We start from the raw sequence: 20274 nt of genomic DNA on the forward strand, positions 1-20274 counted from the left end.
AGCATTGTGGCCTTGACTGGTCTCGATCGACAGATCAACATCGTGGCGCGGCGGAAGCAATAACGTCATCTGTGCGACGTATATTCCGATCTAGACTTAATTTTGTATGACGCGGTGGGGAAGTGACGACCGATTAATCAGATAAACCGGGAGGAGCATCATGTCTGATCACGGCAACAAACGAATGGTTGCGAGCAGCGGGCTCTCCCGAAGAAGGTTTCTCACAATTGCAGGCGCAACGCTTGCGGTTGTCAGCGGCGGCGGTGCTGCCAGCTTCTCGATGTCAACAGCGCGGGCTCAAGGCTCGTTCAAACTGAATATTCTGCACATCAACGACATGCACTCGCGGGTGGAATCGATCAGCCGCTTCAATTCGACCTGCTCGATCGACGATGAAAGTGAAGGCAAGTGCTTCGGTGGTTTCGGCCGCCTTGCGACGAAGATTCGTCAGCGTCGCAGGGAGATCGAGGAGGCTGGCGAAAACGTCATTACGCTAGATGCCGGCGACCAGTTCCAGGGCTCCCTGTTCTACACGACATATCGCGGCAAGGCCGAAGGCGAGATGATGAACAGGATCGGCTTTGACCTGATGGCGGTCGGGAACCATGAATTCGACAACGGGCCTGACGTTCTCGCGGATTTTATCGATCTGGTCGAGTTTCCGGTCATCTCGGGCAACATCAAGGTAGGTGAAGGCGAGAAGCTCGCGGGAAAAATCCAGGAATGCGGCGTTCTTGAAGTCGGAGGGGAGAAGATCGGGGTCCTGGCAGTAACGGCGACCGAGACGGCAACTATCTCGATGCCCGGGCCAAATGTTACGTTTGTCGACGACATCGAGTACCTCAAGGAAGCAGTGGGGCGCATTCGGGGAGAGGGCATCGACAAGGTGCTGCTTCTTTCCCATGTCGGTTTTCCGCGCGATCAGGAGATCGCGGCACAGGTGGAAGGTATTGCCGCGATCATCGGTGCGCATAGCCATACGCTGTTGTCGAACACGGAAGAGGACGCTCCTTCCTATGCGACCCTTGTTGAAAACCCGGCAGGTCGCGCCGTACCCATCGTGCAGGCTGGAGCCTATTCGAAGCATCTGGGCGACCTCACGCTCATCTTCGATCAGGATGGCTATGTCGCAGAGGCCACTGGAGATACGCGCATACTGGACGCCTCCATCGAACCGGATCCCGAAATCGAGGCCCGGATTGCGGAACTGGCGGGTCCGATCGAGAAGATGAAGTCGACGGCGGTCGGCGAGGTTCGAGGGCTGATCGACGGCAGCCGCGAAAAATGCCGTGCCGGTGAATGTGAGATGGGTGTAGCTGTAACGGATGCAATGCTCGCGCGCGTGGCAGACCAGGGCATCACCATAGCAATCCAGAACGGAGGCGGGCTGCGCGCATCGATCGGGGAGGGCCTGGCCACGGTCGGAGACGTTTTGTCTGTGCTGCCGTTCCAGAACACCCTGGCGACGATGAAGATCAAGGGTAAGGACATTGTCGCTTCGCTTGAGGCCGGTGTGAACGACATCGAAAACGGCGCGGGCAAGTTTCCGCAGGTCGCGGGCCTGAAATTCACGGTGGACATGAATGTGCCGCCAGATTCAGGACGTGTCAAAAATGTCGAGGTGCGCGAGGGGGAGAACTGGGTGCCGATCGAACCCGAGAAGATCTATCCAGTCGCGACCAACGATTTCATGCGCAAAGGCGGAGATGGCTACGCGCTGTTCGCCTCGAACGGTATGGATCCGTATGATTACGGCCCCGGCATGGAAGAAGTGCTGGCGGAGTATATCGCGAACAATGCGCCCTACCAGCCCAGGCTCGATGGGCGGATCACCGTCATTCCGAAGGATTGACCGGCGCGTGAAAGCGGCGGGCGTGAATATTAGCGCCCGCGCAGCCTTTCTCTTGCTGCGAAATATTCGTCTGCAAGGCGGTCGATGAGTTCCGTGGCGCTGAGGACGTTTTTGACGGCGCCAATACCTTGGCCGCAGCCCCAGATATCCTTCCAGGCCTTTGCATCGGCGCTGCTGAAATCCATCTTGGACGGGTCGGCTGTTTCCAAATTATCCGGGTCGAGACCTGCTGCCCGGATCGAGCCTTTCAGATAGTTTCCGTGGATACCGGTGAAGAGGTTCGAATAGACGATGTCAGCCGCTTTTGATTCGACAATCATCTGCTTGTAGGCATCCGACGCGCGTGCTTCACGCGTCGCAATGAAAGGGGAGCCGATATAGGCAAGGTCTGCTCCCATTGCTTGAGCTGCGAGGATCGCGCTGCCATTGGCGATCGCCCCTGACAGAAGGAGCGGCCCATCGAACCATTCGCGAATTTCCTGGACGAGCGCAAAGGGCGACAAGGTTCCGGCATGTCCGCCAGCGCCCGCGGCAACCGCGATCAGGCCATCGGCACCTTTCTCAATCGCCTTGCGCGCATGCCGGTCATGGATGACGTCGTGCAGGACGATGCCGCCATAGGAATGCACCGCCTCATTCACTTCGGGCAGGGCACCAAGAGAGGTGATGACGATCGGAACCTTATATTTCACGCAAAGTCGCAGATCACGTTCAAGCCGGGTGTTCGACTTGTGAACGATCTGGTTCACGGCAAAAGGCGCCGCGCGGTGGCCGATATTCGCTTCGTTATAAGCGGTGATTTCTTCGCTCATCTGAGCGAGCCATTCATCAAGCTGAGCTTCCGGCCGCGCATTGAGAGCGGGAAAGGAACCGACGATACCGGACTTGCACTGCGCCAGGACCAACTCGGGGTTGGATATGATGAACATTGGCGATGCTACGACGGGAATGCGCAAATTCTCTGCCAGAACTGCCGGTAGTGCCATGCGATGCCCCGTTGCGATCGTACCAAAGTGGGCCGAGTTGTAGCAGACGAAAGGGGCACGGCAATAGGCGCAGTGGCGCTTTGTGCCGACGTGCCGTGACACAAGATGCGAGGCTGCGATTGATTGACAGCCGCCAAGCAGCTAACCATGCGCCATACGGCAGAAATTCGTGGTGGACAGCGTGGACCCGATCGAGAAAGCGATAAGAGCCGCCTTCGAGAAAGGCGACACCAGCCAGCGGGCATATAGGGAGAAGGTTTACCGTTCTGCCTTTGCCGCGCTTGACCGCGCTTTGCAGGCTAATCCGAAACTGACACCGGAGATTGCCCAGCGTCGCCGCCAGGAGCTGTCGGCGAATATATCCCAGATCGAATCGCAGTTCATCCCGGCAGTTCCAACCATAGAGCCCAAACGCACGGCACCAGCTGCCCCTGCTGCCCAGGCGCCGGAAATTTCTGTTGGACGGCGCGAGCCAGAATTTACCGCAGCCGCGCCGGTCGAGGCGCCGCGTGTAGACAGTCATGCAGGACCTGAGGCCGATCGAAGGCCGGAGCCTATCGCCGCTCCTGTGCGGGGCGATCGTCCGCCGCGCGTACGTCGCAGCTGGATCGCGCCGCTTGTCGCTCTTGTGGTGTTCGCAGCGTTCGTTGGCGGTGTCTATTCGTTCCTGGGAAGCGGGCAAGTACGCCTCCCGGATCCTCAGACGACAGCCCCGGTAAGTTCGCGCCCGGCGGAACAGACGAGCACGCCACCGCCGGCTCTGGGCTCCGAAGAGCCTTTGGCAGACTGGATCACGATCTTTTCGCCTAACGATCCGACCACCGTCAGCGCGCCTGGAGATACGCAGGCAGAGGTTGATGAGGAAGATGGCAGAAGCTTCATCCGCATAGCCTCGGGCGCCTCTGGATCCCCAATCCTGTTCGATGTCGGCCAGGGCATTCTGGACCAGCTGTCTGGCCGTAAGGTCGTGTTCGCCATCGTAGCCAAGTCCGCCGATGGCGAGGAGACGCAGATGGCGGTAGAATGCAGCCTCGCTGCCCTTGGCGATTGTGGGCGCAAGCGCTTCATTACCGGCGAGACGCGGGAGGACTTCCTGTTCGAGGTGGAGCTTCCGAATGCCAATCCAGGTTCGGGTGGCATCATTTCCATCAATCCGGACATTGAGGGGCAAGGGCGCGCCGTCGAAATTCACGAGATCCGTGTCACGCCATCTGGCCCGGCTGGTTGATCAATCCAGCATTGCGGTAAGAGCTTCGAGACGATCCGCTTCGGCTGGCGGCTTGTCCCAGCGCAACCGCGAGACGCGCGGAAAGCGCATGGCAACGCCCGATTTATGACGAGCCGAACGGGCGAGACCCTCAAAGGCCACTTCGAGGACAAGGCCATGATCAGGTTCCGCCCTTACCGAGCGGACAGGGCCAAAGCGCTCGACCGTATTGTCCCGGATAAATTTGTCGATCTGGCGTAGCTCTTCATCGGTGAAGCCGAAATAGGCTTTGCCCACCGGCACGAGCTCGTCGCCCTTCCAGACACCAAATGTGTAATCCGAATAATAACCGGATCGCTTGCCGTGCCCACGCTGGGCGTACATCAGAACTGCATCTACCGTGTGCGGGTCCCGCTTCCATTTGAACCACGGACCCTTCGGGCGGCCGGCGACGTAAGTGAAATCCAGTCGCTTCAGCATTACGCCTTCAATGATGGGATGAGGCGGCGCTACACGAAGTCGCTCTAGATGTTCCCAATTGTTGAAGTCAACGATGGGTGACAGATCAAAGCGCGCTGGGTCGAGCGTGGTCACGAACCGCTCCAGCCGTTGCCGGCGTTCTGCCAAGGGCAGGGTTCGAACGTCCTCATCACCATCAATCAGAAGATCGTAGCATCTGACGAATGCCGGATATTCGCGGATCGTCTTCATCGGCACCACCTTGCGGTTCAGTCGCTGCTGCAGATCCGAGAAGGTTCCAACGTGCTCAGGCGGGGTGCCGACCAATAGTTCCCCGTCGAGAGCACCTTCAAAATCCATGGCTTCAAGAAGGTCGGGGAAAGTTGCGGAAATGTCGTCTCCGGTACGCGAATAAAGCCGCCGCACGCCATTTTCCGACACAGCTTGCACGCGGATTCCGTCCCATTTCCACTCCGCCGCGTAATCGGCAGGATCGATCTTGGAAAGGTCGCTGTCCTGAACAGGCGTCGAGAGCATCACGGGCCGGAACGGAGCGAAGGCTGCCTGCTCGGGCTTGGGGCCAAGACCCTCAAGCCACGCAAACAGTTCTTCGTAAGGAGGTGTCAGGCCATGCCAAAGTTCTTCAATCTCGTGCACCTCGACATTTCCGAAATCGGCCAAAGCCTGTTTTGCAAGCCGGGCAGAGACGCCGACACGCAGGCCACCGGTCACAAGTTTGATGAGTGCGAAACGAGAGGGCGGCTCCAGCCGGTCAAGAAGCGAGACCAGAACCTTAGGCGCATCGGAGCGGCTGACGGCGTGCAGTGTATCAACCGCGTAGGAAAGCGGGATATCCCGATCGTTCGCCAGGCCACCATCCGGCCAGACCAGAGAGACGGTTTCTGCGAGATCTCCGACATAATCATAGGAATAGGTGAAAAGCACCGCGTCCATCCGCTCCATGATGAGCGTGCGCAGGAGCGCTGGCTTGACGGATGAGAAGGAAAGCTCGCCTGTAAGTGCCGCAAGCGCCAGCCCACGTTCCGGATCTGGCATCTCACGAAAATGGTCGATCATCAGCTTGAGCTTCGCATTGCGCGATGAGGTCAGCAGCAGCCGGTCGAGGAGTTCCGCAAACCGCTTCATGCGTCACCCTCATCCTCATAGCCAACGAGATGGAGGGGCCGCGCCTTGATCCCCTCAAGTTCGCACCAGCGGACCAGAGCTTCCTCGCGACCATGCGTGACCCAGACTTCGGATGCGCCCGTTTGTCTGATCGTCAGTATGAGTTCGTCCCAGTCGGAGTGATCCGACAAGATGATCGGCAGTTCGACGCCGCGCTGCTTGGCGCGCTGACGGATTCTCATCCAACCGGAAGCAAATGCTGCAACGGGGTCCGGGAAGCGCCGAGCCCAGCGATCGGCGAAGGCGGATGGCGGACCTACAACCAACGCCCCCGAAAAGTCCGTCTTGGCGGTGCGATCAATCGTGGCCGGTGAGAGTTTTCCCAGATCGATACCCTGGCTGACATAATAGTCGCAGAGCCGAGCGAGGGCACCGTGGATAAAGATGGTGTCCTCGTAGCCTGCATCGCGCACAAGGCGGATGACGCGCTGGGCCTTGCCAAGCGCGTAGGCGCCGACAAGGTGCGATCGCTCCGGAAACTGGGTCATCGATTTCAACAGCCGAGCGATTTCATCCTCTGGTCGCGGGTGCCGGAACACAGGCAGACCGAATGTGGCCTCGGTGATGAAAACGTCGCATGGGACAAGTTCGAAAGGAGCGCAGGTGGGATCTGCAACGCGCTTGTAATCGCCGGAGGCGACGATGCGGGTGCCATCCAGCTCCACAGCGATCTGGACAGACCCAAGCACGTGGCCGGCAGGATGGAAGCTGACCCGCACGCCGTTGATCGTGATCATTTCGCCGATCTTCGCCACTTGCGACGCGCCAGCAAAATTCTCGCCGTGGCGGATCGCCATGATGTCGAGGGTCTCGCGGGTGGCGAGAACATGGCCGTGGCCTGAACGCGCATGGTCCGAATGACCGTGCGTGATCAGGGCGCGATCCACCGGCCTAACCGGGTCGATGTAAAAGTCGCCCGGAGGACAATAGAGCCCTTCGGGGCGTGGATGGAGAAGCTTGTGTGGGTTCATCTACCCACAAGATAGGGTTTCCAGGCGCCTTAAAAAGAGGGGTTCCAATTGTGGCTGCTTTGACTTGGAAAGACATCTTCCAGGCGCTACCTGTGGGGAGTGAAAAACGACGTCCCGCCCACGGCTATACTTCCCGATAGTTTCACGCGCTGGTTTGTCGAGCGAGGCTGGAGCCCGCGACCGCACCAGCTTGAGTTGCTTGATAAGGCACAGGCGGGAAAATCTGTCCTGCTGATTGCACCAACCGGAGCGGGAAAGACCCTGGCCGGCTTTCTTCCCTCGCTGACCGACCTTGCGATGCGGCCAAAGCGTAAGCCCGGCGAGGCGTATCGCGGTATTCATACGCTCTACATTTCGCCCCTCAAGGCGCTCGCCGTTGATATTGAGCGCAATCTCGGCAAGCCAGTCGAGGGGATTGGCCTCGACGTCAACATCGAAACACGCACCGGCGATACGCCCACGCACAAGCGCCAGCGCCAGAAGCTGGACCCGCCTGATATCCTGCTCACCACGCCCGAGCAGCTGGCACTGCTTTTGTCCTCCAAGGATTCGGAGCGCTTCTTTTCGGGCCTGCGATACGTCGTTCTTGACGAATTGCACTCATTGGTGACGTCAAAGCGCGGCCATCTTCTGGCGCTTGGCCTTGCACGTTTGCACCGCTTTTTGCCGGACCTTCAAACAATCGGCCTCTCCGCCACTGTGGCAGATCCCGATGCACTGCGCCGGTGGCTGGTGCCTCAGCGCCCGCCGGGCGCGATGGCGGATCTGATCACGGTTCAAGGCGGCGCAAAGCCCGTTATCACAATCCTGGAATCGGAGGAACGCGTGCCTTGGGCAGGGCACACCGCCCAATATGCGATCTCGGAGATTTACGACGCGGTCAAGCGACACCGGACTACGCTTCTCTTCGTGAATACACGCTCTCAGGCGGAGCGGCTTTTCGGTGAGCTATGGCGCATCAATGAAGACACGTTGCCGATTGCCCTGCATCACGGCTCGCTCGACGTCGGTCAGCGACGACGTGTCGAAAGCGCGATGGAGGCGAATGCGCTCCGGGCCGTGGTTGCGACCTCAACGCTCGACCTCGGCATCGATTGGGGTGATGTCGATCTCGTCATCCACGTTGGTGCCCCAAAGGGCGCGAGCCGCCTTGCCCAGCGCATCGGGCGCTCCAATCACCGGATGGATGAGCCGAGCCGGGGGATCCTCGTACCCGCAAATCGCTTTGAAGTTCTGGAATGCCGAGCGGCCATCGAAGCAAATTATGTAGGAGCGCAGGACACGCCGCCGCTCATGGCTGGCTCGCTGGACGTTCTTGCCCAACATGTGATGGGGATGGCCTGCGCTGAACCATTCGATGAGGCTGAACTCCTCGACGAGGTGCGGATGTCGGAGCCCTATGCGAAGCTCGACGCCGACACGTTTGGGAAGGTCGTCCAATTCGTCGCGACCGGCGGATATTCGCTGCGCAGCTATGAACGTTACGCGCGCATCCGTCAGACCAAGGAGGGGAAATGGCGTGTTTCCCATCCGCGATACGCCCAGCAATACCGCCTCAACGTCGGCACGATCATCGAGGCACCGATGTTGAACGTGCGGCTGACACGCCAGCGCGGCAAGGGGGCAAACGCCTTTGGCGGTCCCGTTCTCGGCAAGGTCGAGGAGTATTTTCTGGAGACGCTCTCGCCCGGAGACACCTTCCTGTTTTCCGGGCGGATGCTGCGGTTTGAGGGGATACGCGAAAATGAATGCTATGTGACGAACGCTGCGGGGGAAGATGCGCGGGTGCCTTCCTATGCGGGCGGCAAGTTTCCGCTGTCGACCTATCTGGCGGCAGAAGTTCGCGGCATGCTGGCTGATCCGGAGCGCTGGCATGTACTGCCCGACCAGGTCGCGGGCTGGCTGGAACTGCAGCGCGAGAAGTCGATGCTGCCGCGCCCCGGCGACCTCCTCATCGAGACCTTCCCGCGCGGAAAACGTTTCTACATGGTCGCTTATCCGTTCGAGGGGCGCCTCGCGCACCAGACGCTGGGCATGCTCCTGACACGACGGCTCGAGCGCGGCGGTGCCCGTCCGTTGGGTTTTGTGGCAACGGATTATTCGCTGGCCGTGTGGGCGCATGGGGACATCGGCAAATTGCACCGCAACGGCAAGTTGCCGTTTTCCGAACTCTTCGATGAGGACATGCTCGGGGATGACCTTGAGGCGTGGCTCGCCGAAAGCTGGATGCTCAAGCGGTCTTTCCGCAATTGCGCCGTGATTGCAGGCTTGATCGAGAAGCGCCATCCGGGACAGGAGAAGACCGGACGACAGGTGACTGTGTCGGCAGACCTGATCTACGATGTCCTGCGCACGCATGAGCCGGATCATATCTTGCTGCGCGCAACGCGTGCAGATGCGGGGGCGGGGCTGCTGGATGTCAGTAGGCTTGCGGACATGCTCTCGCGGATCAAGGGCAGAATCGTGCATAAGGCGCTCGATCGCATCTCGCCACTTGCTGTTCCGGTCATGATGGAAATCGGCAAGGAACGGGTAAAGGGTGAAGCAGATGATATCCTGCTGTCGGAAGCGGAAGACGAGTTGATCCGCGAGGCAATGGGCGAAGAATGAACGCAGAGCCGGAAAAATCACAATTCGCCGGAGAGATCGTCATTGCTGGCGAGCTTGCGGTGTGCGACGCGCGCGGCGCGCTTTACTTTCCTGATCTTGGTCTTTTGACGGTATCGGATCTTCACCTTGAAAAGGGCTCTGCCTTTGCGCGGCGCGGCCAGTTGCTGCCGCCCTATGATACTGCTGCCACATTGCAGAAGCTTGCTGGCGTGATCGCAAGCTACACTCCGCGCACGGTGATCAGCCTTGGCGACAGCTTTCATGACGGGGGTGGGGCAAACCGAATGCCGCAACCTTTCCGGGACAGTCTGCTTGAACTGATGCTTGGCTGCGAATGGCTGTGGGTTGCCGGCAATCACGATCCGGACGCGCCGGCAGATCTTCCCGGAACGACGGTCGACGAGCTAGCCATTGGCGGCTTGCGCTTTCGCCACGAGCCGCTGCCGGGTGCATCAGCGGGTGAAATTGCAGGCCATCTTCACCCTGGAGCCGTTGTCGTTCACCGGGGCAGGGCCGTACGCCGCCGGTGCTTCGCTACCGATGGCGACAGGCTGATCATGCCGGCGTTTGGCGCTTATACCGGCATGCTCAACGTGCTGGACAAGGCGTATAAGGGGCTTTTTCGCTGGGAGACATTCGTCGCACACATGTTGGGCGACAGCCGTGTCTTCGCGATTTCCCGACGCTTGTTGCGGGGAAGCTGACCGATCAGTCCTTGCGGAAGATCAGGCGTCCCAGCCAGCCGGTGACGAAGGCAAGCAGCACGGCAACGACACCATAGAGGAAGCCGTGGTTCTGGGCCGCACGGTGCACGCGTTGCTCGAAGCCCGCCTTCAGGATCGCCAGCTGTGCCGAATTTTCCTTGATGAATACGCCGTTCTTGAACAGGAAGGCGCGGGCGCGGTGAGTGCCGACGGGGACGTTTGGCGCAAGATGCAGCGTTGCGCGGAATAGGCTCTGCGAGAGGAACTGCACGCCGCCAATGCGCTCGCTGAAGAGGCCGCTGGCTTTCTTGCGTTCGCGCAGGGCGGTGGTGAATTCTTCGATCGTCACGGGATCGCCATTACGGTCAAAGGGCGTAACGGTGATATTCTCGGCTCCTAGCGCCAGTTGCTTGTAATTGGCAGGGTTGGTTATGTCCTGCCGTGCGCGGCTGGTCGCCACCGAATAGCTCATCGGCACGTTCACGAACGTCTCGGACTCGGTGTTGATCCACATGCCCAGAACGCGCGTCTTCTTGCGGACAACAACCGGTCGAGCGGGGCCTTCAAGGACGACGATCACGTCGTAACGCCCCTGACGCGCCACCATCGGATCTGCGTTATCCAGTGCACCGAAAATTGTGAGGTCCGCTCCGGAGAAATCGGAGGTGATCGTCACCCGATCGGTGGAGAGGCCGATCTGGATTGATTCCGGCGTCACATCGGTCGGGGCTTGTGCCAGCGTTGGTGCCATGCACCACGCCGAGATCAGGAGGGCCAGGGATAATCTGTTCGCTGCAAGCCTCATCATGGTCAAAGGCCCGTCAGCGAATAAACGGAACTTGGGCGCACGAACAGGTCAAAGGCAAGGCGCAGCGCAACGGCAAGAACCAGAAGCGCCAGCAGCGCACGTAGTTGCTCGCCGCGCAGTTTCTGCCCTGCGCGCGCCCCATATTGTGCCCCGGCGACGCCCCCGACCATAAGCAGGAAGGCCAGGACGATGTCGACCGTCTGGTTGGCCGTCGAATGTACGATGGTCGTGTAGGCTGCCGTGAAGATGATCTGATAGAGGGACGTCCCGACGACGACGTTGGTGGGCACCTTCAAAAGGTAGATCAGGGCAGGGATCATGATGAAGCCACCGCCGACACCCATGATCGAAGCCAGGAACCCGATCACCGCGCCGATGCCAACCACCGGGATGACGCTGACGAACATTTTCGATGCGCGAAAGCGCATCTTGAAGGGAAGGCGGTGAATCCAGTTGTGCTGCCCTGTCTGGCGGGCGATCGGGTTGACGCCTCTGCGGGCGCGCTGAAGCGCGCGCACGCTCTCCACCAGCATAAGTCCACCGACGGTGCCGAGAAGCGCGACGTATACCAGCGACACGAACAGGTCGAGCTGGCCGACGCTTCTAAGCAGAGCGAACACCCAGGCACCAAGGGTCGAGCCGGCAATACCACCGATCAACAGCACCGTGCCGAGCTTGAAGTCGATGGTGCCCTTTTTGAGATGCGCAAGCGCACCAGAGACGGACGACGCGACAACCTGATTCGCACCGGTCGCGACGGCAATGGCCGGAGGAATGTTGTAGAAAATCAGCAGCGGCGTGATCAGAAATCCGCCACCGACACCGAACATGCCGGAAAGAAAGCCCACCGCGGCCCCCATGGCCAGTATCACGACCATGTTGACCGACATTTCGGCGATGGGAAGATAAATGCCCACCCGTCCAACTCGACTGTTTGTGGCCTGATCCCGGAAGCTCCCTGAGCGAGGATGCCGTCAGGTGAGCATCCTGTTCTTGCGCCCGTATGAGCGCGAAGTCAAACGCGGGAGGCCGATGCTGCTAAAAAATGATGCGGCTCAGACTCAGGTGCGATCCGGACTTTCTTCCGGAGCCTTTTCATCGCGAAAATTGCGGTCCAGATCCGTCACTATCCCCATGAAGCGACGGAAGAAGCGTTCCATGTAGCCAAGCGTCTGCTCGAACTCCTCATCGGTTGGGAGATCGGTTTTGATGCCGCTGCTCTGAAGAGACGAGATTCGCGCTTCAAGCGCAGCAATCCGTTCCTCAAGCGCGGTGATGTCCTTCTCATAAGCGGCATGATCTTCCGTCGCCATCCGACAGATCAATTGCTGTGCCTGTTCGGTGCATCTCGACATGCGTCCGGTCTGCGTGTCGAGACGGATATACCCGTTTTCGGTTCGCTCCAGCCTGTATCGGTCTTCCTGTGCCAATGCCGGCGACGAGACCATCGCCGTCAAGGCAACAACGGTGAGTGCACCTGCGTGTCGCATGAGATACTCCTTCCACTGCCGATCCCACATTCGTGAGCACTGTTTGTGCCGTAATTGCGTCAGGCGTGTCACAGAGTGTCCTGCTCGCGCTTTCAATCGGCGCGCGATGCGCCTATAGCGCTGCCATGTCCAGGCTCATCTACAAGATCGCTCCTGAAACCATGTGGCGCGAGGCGGAAGCCGCTGGAGTCTTCTCCGGCGCCCCTGTCGATATCGCGGATGGCTTCATCCATTTCTCAACCGCCGAGCAGGTGCGCGAAACCGCCGCCAAGCATTTCTCCGGTCAGACGGATCTCCTGCTGATCGCGGTTGACGCAGACAGCTTCGGCGAAGCGCTGAAATGGGAAGTGTCGCGCAGGGGCGCTCTGTTCCCTCATCTTTATGCGCCGCTTGATCCCGCTTCTGCCGCATGGGTCAAGCCGCTGCCGCTGGACGATCAAGGTTCACATGTTTTCCCGGAGCTGCCTGCATGATGCTGGAGCAACTTGGCCGTCGCGCGCTTTTTACGCTTGATCCTGAACGCGCGCACACGCTTTCCATCGCTGCGCTGAAGAGCGGTCTGCCGCTTGCCTGCGCGCCAGATCGCGACCTGGCTCTGACGACGAACGTTGCGGGGATCGAGTTCGCCAATCCGATCGGGATGGCGGCGGGCTACGACAAGAACGCTGAGGTCGCTGACCCGCTCTTGCGGCTCGGGTTCGGATTTGCGGAGGTGGGCACCCTGACCCCGCGCGCGCAGCCCGGAAACCCAAAACCCCGCATCTTCCGTCTGGAAGAAGATGAGGCGGTCATCAACCGCCTCGGTTTCAACAATGAGGGCCACGCTCCCGCGCTTGCCCGCTTGCAGGCGCGTGCCGGCAAGGGCGGTGTTGTCGGCATCAATATCGGTGCCAACAAGGACAGTGACGATCGCATCAATGATTATCGTCTCGGTGTTGAGCGGTTCGCGTCGCTGGCGACCTACCTGACCGTCAACATCTCGTCGCCTAACACGCCGGGCCTGCGCGATCTTCAGGCTCGCTCGAGCCTTGCCGAGCTTCTGGCTGCAGTCGAGAACGCACGCGACGAGCAGACTGCGCTCATCGGCCGGCATGTTCCGGTATTCCTCAAGATCGCCCCGGATCTCGTTGAAGACGAGCTTGATGATATCGCCGCCGAGGTACTCGACAAGCGGATCGAGGGGGTGATCGTCTCCAACACGACGCTGTCGCGCGATGGCCTCACCAACCGCAAGGCAAGCGAAACCGGTGGCATGTCGGGCAAGCCGCTTTTTGCCCGCTCGACGGTGCAACTGGCCCGCATGCGCCGCCGCCTCGGGCCGGATGTTGCGCTGATCGGTTGTGGCGGCGTCGATTCGGCAGAAACTGCGGCAGAGAAAATTCGTGCCGGTGCCGATCTTGTCCAGCTTTACACGGGAATGATCTATGGGGGGCCGTCGCTGCCTGCCCGGATTGTTCGTGATCTGGGACGCCTGTTGCGCCGCGAGGGCTACACATCGATCACCCAGATGCGCGATACGGGGCTGGAGCGCTGGGAAGCCGCTTCGTTCTAAGTTTCCGCTAGCTGCTGAACGTTATGTCAGTGCGCCGTGGCAGGCGCAGTGCCAAGGTCAGCCCGCGCATCAGCAAGAACAGATGCAGCGCGCTCCATAGTCCGATGTTCCCCAGCGGCGGGATCAGCAGCCACAAGGCGGCAACGAAGACGCCGAACGAGACCAGCATCATGTTGCGCAGGTCGCTTGACCAGGTTGCGCCAAGAAAAATGCCGTCCATCTGGAAGGCGAGCACCCCGGTGAGCGCGGTGAAAGCTGCCCAAGGCAAGTAGGCTGCCGCGAGATCTCGCACTTCATGCGAGGTTGTCATGAGGTTGATCAGCATGTCGCCCTTCCAGACGAAGAGTAGGCTGACCAATGCGGCGACCGACAAGCCCCAGATGCCAGTAAGGCGCACAGCGCGATCGAAGGCCTCACGGTTTCGCGCTCCGACAGATCTTCCTGCAAGTTGCTCAGCCGCCGCTGCAAAACCGTCGAGAAAATAGCCGGCCAACAGGAAGAAATTCATCAGGACGGCATTTGCCGCCAGCGTCAGCGTTCCAAGCTGCGCACCCTGCCGCGCGATGATCGCGAAGGCGCCGAGCAGGACGAATGAGCGGATCATGATGTCCCGGTTCAGCGCGAACATCACCTTGAGCGCCTCGACGTTCCTCAGCGCGCCCTTCGCGAGCGGCGGAAGGCGCCGAAAGCGGGCGACGAGGACACAAAGCCCGAGGATGGCCGCGAGCGCTTCGGCACAGACAGTGGCCCAGGCAACGCCCGCAATGCCCCACCCCATCCAGAGCCCGAAGGAGATCGACAGCACGATGTTCGTGACATTGATCAATAGCTGCAGCGCGAGGCCCAGCCCTGCCTGTCCGCGCCCGAGAAGATAGCCAAGGATCACGTAGTTCGAGAGTGACAGTGGCGCTGCCAGCAGCCTGATGGTCACATAGGTGCTCATCGCGTTGCTGACGGAAGGCTCCGCGGCCATGAAGAGCCGGCCGGCCCATGCAACGGCAGGCGCGCCGACCGCGAGGACCAACCCGATGGAAAGTGCTACGATCAGCGCCCGCCAGAAGACTGCCTGTTCCTCCGGCGCGTCGCCGCGTCCGAAAGCCTGCGCGACAAGCCCGGTCGTTCCAGTGCGGAGAAAATTGAAGGTCGCGAAGACGAGGTCGAACAAGACGGCGCCGGCTGCCAGACCGCCAAGGATTGCCGGATCTCCCAACTGTCCGATCACAGCCGTATTGACGATGCCGATCATTGGCGTCGTCATGTAAGCGATCATCATCGGCAGGGCGATGGCGAGGACCAGCCGGTTCGTTACCTTGAAGGGCCGAGGGCCGGTGCGGGCAGCTTGCGCCAAGGAACTATTTTCGCCAGCTCAAAAGCCGAAGAATGAGGAATACCGGAACTACCACCGCAGCGCCGATCAGGAAATAGCTGAGGAAGCGGTAGAAGGCGTCAAAACCCATGTTCCAGAGCCCGCTGAAGAAATCGGCGATGCCGCGCAGCACGTCATGAGGCGACCAGCCGAACGTCACCATGACCACACCGACGAGAAAGGAGACGACCACGAGCTTGAGTGCAACGCGCAATGGCGTGTCGCCGAGAAAGCGGGTGAGGGCGCTCATGCATGTCTCCTGTCGGTTTTTACGCCGAGATACTCTTCCCACAGGCGCGCTTCAAGTGCGAGCAGCTCGTCGCATTCGGCAACCAAACAGCGTTTTCAGCGTTGATGAGCGTAATTCGGTGACTTCAGGCAACAAACTGAGCCTCTCACTGAATAGATAAGGCGGTTTTTGCAGAAGATCGCAAGAATTGCTGACTGCTTGTTCGAGGGAAAATATGAAGCAGAACCACCTCTTCCTCATCGTCGGTGCGCTGGCGGTCGCCGTTGTCGTGCTTGGCATCTATGTGTTCCGCGAGGAATCAAAGCCGGACGGCATCGAGTTGCGCGTCGGCGAATCAGGAATTTCAGTCGAGAGCAACTGACGCATCAGAGTTTGATGGGCGGGGTGATATCAGCGAGACGAAGGAGCCACTTATGGCCGACAATGAAAATCCAAACATTCGCGACTTCAAGAACGAAAATATGGCTAAGGACGACAATAGTCGCAAAGACATGGAGAAGCAGATTTCCGACCTGAAGGCGGAAGTCAGCAGTCTGACAAAGCAACTGTCCGAGCGCGGCCAGGAGGCTTTCGAGAAAGTGCGCGGCGAAGCGGAAGATCTTTATGATGAGGCCTCCAACCGGGCGCGCAGCGCAGGACGTCAGATCCGCCACCAGGCGAATGCGATGTCCGAAACCATCCGCGAAAATCCTGGGACGGCTGCGACTTTGCTGTCGTCAGCGGGCCTTCTTGGCCTGCTTGTCGGCTTCCTCCTTGGGCAGTCGCTGGCGAGCAACCACCATTCGCGTCGCTGGTACTAATTCGACCGGCACGCCAGAGCCCCGCCACCCGGCGGGGTTTTCATTTTGAAGGAACATCTGCGCCCGTCAGCTTGTTGCACCCCATAGCAATGGAGATCGGCATGAGCGGACGTCGGAACATCAGGAACCAAGACGCGCCGTCCAAATGGCGTGAACGCAAGGCACTTATAGTTGCGGCAGCGATCATCATCGCGATAACCGCCGCCTATTTCGCGTTCGACTTCGGCTTCCGCACCGCGCCCGATATCGTCAATAACGACAACATGCGCGCCGTAGACGCAGAGGAAATGCAACCTGCAGGTCAATAGGCTGACGTGCCACAAGCTTCATTCGTGTTGAGGGGAGCTGGAGCGGGTGAAGGGAATCGAACCCTCGTCGTAAGCTTGGGAAGCTTCTGCTCTACCATTGAGCTACACCCGCGCGAGCCGCATTAGTCGTTCAAGCGGCTCGGTGTTGTCAAGCAGATTGCGCGCCGGTTGCCGAAGATCTCTACGAAATTCCGGCTTGAGCCGTGTGGTCTAGGTACGGAAGTGCTTGGACAGTTTGAGGCCCTGAGCCTGGTAGTTTGACTTCAGGTCAGTGCCGTAGAGGTTTTGAGGCCGGGACAGCATGTGTTCGTAGACAAGACGGCCCACGATCTGGCCGTGCTCGAGAATGAACGGGACCTCGTGGCTGCGGACTTCGAGAACCGCGCGGCTGCCAGTGCCGCCCGCCGCTGAATGGCCGAAACCCGGATCGAAGAAGCCGGCATAGTGGACGCGAAATTCGCCGACGAGTGGATCGTACGGCGTCATCTCTGCTGCATAGTCGGGCGGCACATGAACCGCTTCACGCGAGACAAGGATGTAGAACTCGTCCGGATCAAGAATGAGTTCGCGGCGCCCGCGGACGTAAAGCGGCTCCCAAAAGTCGTGAACTTCCTGGGCGGCCCGCTTGTCGACGTCGATCACCGCAGTGTGATGTTTGCCGCGATATCCGATCAGGCCGTCGCGGTCCCCGCTGAGATCGATGGAAAGGGCGATGCCCCCATTGGTGATGCTCGGTGCCTCGGTGGCAACGAGCGTCTCGCTGTCATGCAGCGCCTGCAGTTCGTTCTCGTCCAGCAATGGCTCGCCCTTGCGGAAGCGGATTTGCGAAAGGCGCGAGCCAGGGCGGACGATGATCGGGAAAGTGCGCGGGCTGACCTCAAGGAACAGCTGTCCCTGATAGCCGGCAGGGATCTTGTCGAATTCCTGCGTCCGGTCGGCCATGACGCGCGTGAAGATGTCGAGGCGGCCGGTGGAGCTTTTCGGATTGGCCGAAGCCGAGACATCCGAAGGAAGCGCGAAGTGCTCGGTCAGCGGCACGATGTAAACGCAGCCGGTCTCAAGAACCGTGCCGGCCTCGGTCAGCTCCATCTCGTGCAGCTTCAGCCGATCGAGCTTTTCGAGAACGGTGCTGTTCGGGCCTGGAAGGAAAGACGCGCGTACACGATAGGCTTTCGTGCCAAGGCGAAGGTCCAGACTGGCAGGCTGGATCTGGTCAGCATCAAGGGCACGCGACGAGGACATGGAACCTGCGTCAAAAAGTGCAGCTATGTCGCGATCCGGCAGAATACCCGTCTTACGCACGTCAAAACCTCATGTTTGACCGGCGAGGTTTAACGACAGCGGCGATTGACGCAAGCTCTCGTGAGGCGTAAAGCTCCGTTATCCCGTGGTGATTTGCCGGTCGGCTTGCAGCCACGTTAAACAAGTCGCTAAAGGGACCGATGGAGGAACCGGCATGCGACTTCGCGGCCGGTTTTTTTGTGTTCAGGTGTAAGATGACCAACGAAGCGAAGCGCAATTGGAAGCCAGCCACCCAGATGGTCCACTCCGGAACCGTAAGGACGGCGTTCGGGGAGACCTCCGAAGCGTTGTTCCTCACCCAGGGGTTCGTTTACGAAACGGCTGGTGCTGCTGAGCGACGCTTCAAGGACGAAGAGCCTGGCTTCATCTATTCGCGCTACGCAAACCCGACGGTCGACATGTTCGAAAAGCGCATGTGCGCGCTGGAGGGGGCGGAAGACGCTCGCGCAACCGCGTCGGGCATGGCGGCAGTCGCTGCTGCGCTTCTTTGTAGCGTCCAGGCAGGTGATCACGTGGTTGCTGCCCGCGCGCTGTTTGGCTCCTGTCGCTGGATCATCGAAAAGCTGATGCCGAAATACGGCGTCGAGACGACGTTGATCGATGGCACCAAGAATGAAGAATGGGAAAAGGCAGTTCGGCCGAACACCAAGCTCTTCTTCTTTGAGAGCCCGACCAATCCGACGCTGGAAGTGATCGATATTGCGGCCGTGGCGCGGATCGCAAACAGCATTGGCGCTCGCGTCGTTGTCGACAATGTTTTTGCGACCCCGCTTCATCAAAAGCCGCTTGAGCTCGGTGCTCATGTGGTTGTCTATTCCGCGACCAAGCATATTGACGGTCAGGGTCGCTGCCTCGGTGGCGTGATCCTTTCCGACAAGCAGTGGATCAATGAACAGCTGCAGGACTATTTCCGCCATACAGGACCGTCCCTGTCGCCGTTCAACGCGTGGACGCTGCTGAAGGGACTGGAGACGCTGCCGCTGCGCGTGCGCCAGCAGACTGAAAACGCCAGCCGCATCTCTGATTTCCTGGCAGAGCATCCGTCGATTGAGCGGGTGATTTATCCGGGCCGCAAGGACCATCCACAGGCAGAGCTGATCTCGCGCCAGATGAAGGGCGGATCGACGCTGATCTGCTTCGATGTGAAGGGTGGGAAGGAGGGCGCGTTCAAGTTCGCGGACGCGCTGGAGATCGTGAAGATTTCAAACAATCTGGGCGATGCAAAGAGCCTCATCACCCATCCCGGCACGACGACTCACAAGAACCTGACCGAAGAGGCCCGCGTTGCTATCGGCATCAATGGCGGCACGTTGCGCATTTCCGTCGGTCTTGAGGACGCAGACGATCTGATCGCCGACATTGAGCGCGCATTGGCTTAAGTCTCGATCTTAGCGCAGGCAGGCGGACAGTCAGCACCATGTATCGATGCACGACACGCGACATCGAGGTTGAAGTCGAGCCATTCTATCTCCCGGATCGTTCCGACCCCGATGAGGGTCGGTACGTCTGGGGTTATCGGGTGACGATCGTCAACAATTCCACGATGCGCATCCAGCTCATGGAGCGCTATTGGCGGATCACCGACGGGAATGGTCGTGAGGAGGAGGTGCGCGGGGAGGGCGTCGTTGGCGAACAGCCCGTGCTGGAGCCGGGCGACAGCTTTCAGTACACGTCTGGCTGCCCGCTGCGCACATCATCGGGAATCATGGTTGGTACCTACACGATGCGCGCGGATGACGGCGAGCTCTTCGAAGTCGCGATCCCGGCCTTTTCGCTTGATCTGCCAAACGCTGCACGCTCGCTGAACTAAAGCGCGGCTAAATCCATTTTTGGAGACAAGCTTTAGTCTTCCGTCTGCTCGGGTTCTGGGAACAGATCCCGATCCATCAAGGCGCGTCCGAAGCGATAGAGGATGTCAGCGGCTAGCTCGCGCCGCTCGCCAAGCAGGCGGTTATAAGATTTCCCGGCCTCGAAATTCATTTGACGATGAGCCTGCGGATCGAGGGCATGGATCGACTTCGCCAGGCAAATGGCGATCTCGCATACCGCTTCGGCAATTTCTTCACGCATTTCCGTGCGCGTCGTGAAATTCTCGGCCATCATTGCTCGCCTGCTAAGCCCTTGGGACAAGGCGGACTCTGCACAGCAGCGGTTAACTATTCAATATTGGCTCTGACGGCCGCGAGCCATTCATCGCTCAAAAGTGCGCTCGCAACTTCCTGAAGCCCAGTCCTGGCAATTCAGGCCGGCATCCTGGGAACTGCGGATCGAGTTGTCGGAATGCTCAACGATCTCCGAAAAGCCCCAGCCAAAAGCTGCTGCACCAGCGATGATTAAAAGGATCTTCAAAGTCATTTTATGTCCGGTCTCGTGCTGGCCCACGCCGCCCGGCTGCCGCTGCTGACCATGCCCCCTCCCGGTTCA

The 20274-nt window shown here is 59.7% G+C and carries 22 protein-coding genes, 1 tRNA gene and 1 riboswitch; of the genes, 11 read left to right on the forward strand and 12 right to left on the reverse strand.

The window, feature by feature from the left end; translation table 11 throughout:
- Positions 1-160: 160 nt before the first annotated feature.
- Entirely contained in the window at positions 161-1852 is a 1692-nt protein-coding gene (locus IOD40_RS10175; protein WP_233713931.1) for a bifunctional metallophosphatase/5'-nucleotidase, read from the forward strand.
- A 29-nt stretch (positions 1853-1881) separates the two neighbouring features.
- Here IOD40_RS10175 and IOD40_RS10180 read toward each other — a convergent pair whose 3' ends face one another.
- Positions 1882-2838: an NAD(P)H-dependent flavin oxidoreductase gene (locus IOD40_RS10180; protein ID WP_198476444.1), complete on the reverse strand. Its 957-nt coding sequence runs from the start codon at positions 2836-2838 to the stop codon at positions 1882-1884.
- Between the two features lie 169 nt (positions 2839-3007).
- On the opposite strand from IOD40_RS10180, the gene IOD40_RS10185 reads away from it, so the two are divergent.
- The gene (locus tag IOD40_RS10185) at positions 3008-4066 is read left to right on the forward strand and encodes a hypothetical protein (protein WP_210336855.1); all 1059 of its coding nucleotides are present in this window, start codon (positions 3008-3010) and stop codon (positions 4064-4066) included.
- On the opposite strand, the gene IOD40_RS10190 is transcribed toward IOD40_RS10185, so the two are convergent.
- Together IOD40_RS10190 and IOD40_RS10195 are read right to left on the reverse strand one after the other, a co-directional pair.
- Positions 4067-5650 carry a cisplatin damage response ATP-dependent DNA ligase gene (locus IOD40_RS10190; RefSeq protein WP_198476446.1) on the reverse strand — a complete coding sequence of 528 codons (1584 nt, stop codon included), beginning with the start codon at positions 5648-5650 and terminating at the stop codon, positions 4067-4069.
- Positions 5647-6660, reverse strand: coding sequence for a ligase-associated DNA damage response exonuclease (locus IOD40_RS10195; protein ID WP_198476447.1), 1014 nt, complete (start codon positions 6658-6660; stop codon positions 5647-5649). Before IOD40_RS10195 ends, IOD40_RS10190 begins: the two co-directional genes overlap by 4 nt.
- 99 nt (positions 6661-6759) lie before the next feature.
- Here IOD40_RS10195 and IOD40_RS10200 point away from each other — a divergent pair, with 99 nt between their 5' ends.
- Both IOD40_RS10200 and pdeM read left to right on the forward strand, forming a co-directional pair.
- Positions 6760-9270 (forward strand): ligase-associated DNA damage response DEXH box helicase, encoded by a 2511-nt coding sequence (locus IOD40_RS10200; RefSeq protein WP_325099706.1) that lies wholly within the window; start codon positions 6760-6762, stop codon positions 9268-9270.
- The gene (pdeM, locus tag IOD40_RS10205; protein WP_198476448.1) at positions 9267-9974 is read left to right on the forward strand and encodes a ligase-associated DNA damage response endonuclease PdeM; all 708 of its coding nucleotides are present in this window, start codon (positions 9267-9269) and stop codon (positions 9972-9974) included. The genes IOD40_RS10200 and pdeM overlap by 4 nt, the downstream gene beginning before the upstream one ends.
- A 4-nt stretch (positions 9975-9978) precedes the next feature.
- Here the strand turns inward: pdeM and IOD40_RS10210 are convergent, their stop codons facing one another.
- The 3 genes from IOD40_RS10210 to IOD40_RS10220 all read right to left on the reverse strand — a co-directional run bounded on the left by IOD40_RS10210 (position 9979) and on the right by IOD40_RS10220 (position 12272).
- A complete protein-coding gene (locus IOD40_RS10210) occupies positions 9979-10779 on the reverse strand; it encodes a TIGR02186 family protein (protein ID WP_198476580.1) in 801 nt (266 codons plus the stop codon).
- A gap of 5 nt (positions 10780-10784) precedes the next feature.
- Complete coding sequence (locus IOD40_RS10215) at positions 10785-11699, reverse strand: sulfite exporter TauE/SafE family protein (protein ID WP_198476449.1); 915 nt, start codon at positions 11697-11699, stop codon at positions 10785-10787.
- A gap of 144 nt (positions 11700-11843) precedes the next feature.
- Entirely contained in the window at positions 11844-12272 is a 429-nt protein-coding gene (locus IOD40_RS10220) for a hypothetical protein (RefSeq protein WP_198476450.1), read from the reverse strand.
- A 125-nt stretch (positions 12273-12397) separates the two neighbouring features.
- On the opposite strand from IOD40_RS10220, the gene IOD40_RS10225 reads away from it, so the two are divergent.
- On the forward strand, positions 12398-12745 hold the full coding sequence (locus tag IOD40_RS10225) for a DUF952 domain-containing protein (protein ID WP_198476451.1): 348 nt from the start codon (positions 12398-12400) through the stop codon (positions 12743-12745).
- Positions 12742-13824 (forward strand): quinone-dependent dihydroorotate dehydrogenase, encoded by a 1083-nt coding sequence (locus tag IOD40_RS10230; RefSeq protein WP_198476452.1) that lies wholly within the window; start codon positions 12742-12744, stop codon positions 13822-13824. Before IOD40_RS10225 ends, IOD40_RS10230 begins: the two co-directional genes overlap by 4 nt.
- 7 nt (positions 13825-13831) lie before the next feature.
- Here IOD40_RS10230 and IOD40_RS10235 read toward each other — a convergent pair whose 3' ends face one another.
- Entirely contained in the window at positions 13832-15172 is a 1341-nt protein-coding gene (locus IOD40_RS10235; RefSeq protein WP_407649157.1) for an MATE family efflux transporter, read from the reverse strand.
- Between the two features lie 4 nt (positions 15173-15176).
- Entirely contained in the window at positions 15177-15440 is a 264-nt protein-coding gene (locus IOD40_RS10240; protein ID WP_198476453.1) for a DUF6460 domain-containing protein, read from the reverse strand.
- A 214-nt stretch (positions 15441-15654) separates the two neighbouring features.
- Between IOD40_RS10240 and IOD40_RS10245 the strand changes: the two genes are divergently transcribed.
- The 3 genes from IOD40_RS10245 to IOD40_RS10255 all read left to right on the forward strand — a co-directional run bounded on the left by IOD40_RS10245 (position 15655) and on the right by IOD40_RS10255 (position 16548).
- Entirely contained in the window at positions 15655-15801 is a 147-nt protein-coding gene (locus IOD40_RS10245) for a hypothetical protein (protein ID WP_198476454.1), read from the forward strand.
- 52 nt (positions 15802-15853) lie between these two features.
- Positions 15854-16240, forward strand: coding sequence for a DUF883 family protein (locus IOD40_RS10250; protein WP_198476455.1), 387 nt, complete (start codon positions 15854-15856; stop codon positions 16238-16240).
- A 101-nt stretch (positions 16241-16341) separates the two neighbouring features.
- Complete coding sequence (locus tag IOD40_RS10255) at positions 16342-16548, forward strand: hypothetical protein (RefSeq protein ID WP_198476456.1); 207 nt, start codon at positions 16342-16344, stop codon at positions 16546-16548.
- 38 nt (positions 16549-16586) lie between these two features.
- On the opposite strand, the gene IOD40_RS10260 is transcribed toward IOD40_RS10255, so the two are convergent.
- Both IOD40_RS10260 and IOD40_RS10265 read right to left on the reverse strand, forming a co-directional pair.
- Positions 16587-16660: transfer RNA gene (locus IOD40_RS10260), tRNA-Gly, on the reverse strand.
- Positions 16661-16758: 98 nt separating this feature from the next.
- Positions 16759-17850, reverse strand: a complete 1092-nt coding sequence (locus tag IOD40_RS10265; RefSeq protein WP_198476457.1) for a 2'-deoxycytidine 5'-triphosphate deaminase — start codon at positions 17848-17850, stop codon at positions 16759-16761.
- Between the two features lie 75 nt (positions 17851-17925).
- Positions 17926-18003, forward strand: a riboswitch (SAM riboswitch).
- Positions 18004-18044: 41 nt separating this feature from the next.
- Here IOD40_RS10265 and IOD40_RS10270 point away from each other — a divergent pair.
- The gene (locus IOD40_RS10270; RefSeq protein WP_198476458.1) at positions 18045-19229 is read left to right on the forward strand and encodes an O-succinylhomoserine sulfhydrylase; all 1185 of its coding nucleotides are present in this window, start codon (positions 18045-18047) and stop codon (positions 19227-19229) included.
- Between the two features lie 38 nt (positions 19230-19267).
- A complete protein-coding gene (gene apaG, locus IOD40_RS10275; RefSeq protein WP_198476459.1) occupies positions 19268-19660 on the forward strand; it encodes a Co2+/Mg2+ efflux protein ApaG in 393 nt (130 codons plus the stop codon).
- A 32-nt stretch (positions 19661-19692) separates the two neighbouring features.
- On the opposite strand, the gene IOD40_RS10280 is transcribed toward apaG, so the two are convergent.
- The gene (locus IOD40_RS10280) at positions 19693-19950 is read right to left on the reverse strand and encodes a hypothetical protein (RefSeq protein WP_198476460.1); all 258 of its coding nucleotides are present in this window, start codon (positions 19948-19950) and stop codon (positions 19693-19695) included.
- 90 nt (positions 19951-20040) lie between these two features.
- Positions 20041-20205 carry a hypothetical protein gene (locus tag IOD40_RS10285; RefSeq protein WP_198476461.1) on the reverse strand — a complete coding sequence of 55 codons (165 nt, stop codon included), beginning with the start codon at positions 20203-20205 and terminating at the stop codon, positions 20041-20043.
- Positions 20206-20274: the final 69 nt, after the last annotated feature.

Source organism: Aquamicrobium zhengzhouense (genome assembly GCF_016124105.1).
In the GTDB taxonomy this organism is placed as follows: domain Bacteria; phylum Pseudomonadota; class Alphaproteobacteria; order Rhizobiales; family Rhizobiaceae; genus Aerobium; species Aerobium zhengzhouense.

Bases quoted from the DNA above. Each gene is read 5' to 3' on its own strand.
- IOD40_RS10175 (WP_233713931.1), top strand. From the start codon at position 161: ATGTCTGATCACGGCAACAAACGAATGGTTGCGAGCAGCGGGCTCTCC.
- IOD40_RS10230 (WP_198476452.1), top strand. From the start codon at position 12,742: ATGATGCTGGAGCAACTTGGCCGTCGCGCGCTTTTTACGCTTGATCCT.
- IOD40_RS10220 (WP_198476450.1), bottom strand. From the start codon at position 12,272: ATGCGACACGCAGGTGCACTCACCGTTGTTGCCTTGACGGCGATGGTC.
- IOD40_RS10210 (WP_198476580.1), bottom strand. From the start codon at position 10,779: ATGAGGCTTGCAGCGAACAGATTATCCCTGGCCCTCCTGATCTCGGCG.
- IOD40_RS10255 (WP_198476456.1), top strand. From the start codon at position 16,342: ATGAGCGGACGTCGGAACATCAGGAACCAAGACGCGCCGTCCAAATGG.
- IOD40_RS10180 (WP_198476444.1), bottom strand. From the start codon at position 2,838: ATGGCACTACCGGCAGTTCTGGCAGAGAATTTGCGCATTCCCGTCGTA.
- IOD40_RS10285 (WP_198476461.1), bottom strand. From the start codon at position 20,205: ATGACTTTGAAGATCCTTTTAATCATCGCTGGTGCAGCAGCTTTTGGC.
- IOD40_RS10280 (WP_198476460.1), bottom strand. From the start codon at position 19,950: ATGGCCGAGAATTTCACGACGCGCACGGAAATGCGTGAAGAAATTGCC.
- IOD40_RS10195 (WP_198476447.1), bottom strand. From the start codon at position 6,660: ATGAACCCACACAAGCTTCTCCATCCACGCCCCGAAGGGCTCTATTGT.
- IOD40_RS10225 (WP_198476451.1), top strand. From the start codon at position 12,398: ATGTCCAGGCTCATCTACAAGATCGCTCCTGAAACCATGTGGCGCGAG.
- IOD40_RS10245 (WP_198476454.1), top strand. From the start codon at position 15,655: ATGAAGCAGAACCACCTCTTCCTCATCGTCGGTGCGCTGGCGGTCGCC.
- IOD40_RS10270 (WP_198476458.1), top strand. From the start codon at position 18,045: ATGACCAACGAAGCGAAGCGCAATTGGAAGCCAGCCACCCAGATGGTC.
- IOD40_RS10240 (WP_198476453.1), bottom strand. From the start codon at position 15,440: ATGAGCGCCCTCACCCGCTTTCTCGGCGACACGCCATTGCGCGTTGCA.
- IOD40_RS10250 (WP_198476455.1), top strand. From the start codon at position 15,854: ATGGCCGACAATGAAAATCCAAACATTCGCGACTTCAAGAACGAAAAT.
- IOD40_RS10190 (WP_198476446.1), bottom strand. From the start codon at position 5,650: ATGAAGCGGTTTGCGGAACTCCTCGACCGGCTGCTGCTGACCTCATCG.
- apaG (WP_198476459.1), top strand. From the start codon at position 19,268: ATGTATCGATGCACGACACGCGACATCGAGGTTGAAGTCGAGCCATTC.
- pdeM (WP_198476448.1), top strand. From the start codon at position 9,267: ATGAACGCAGAGCCGGAAAAATCACAATTCGCCGGAGAGATCGTCATT.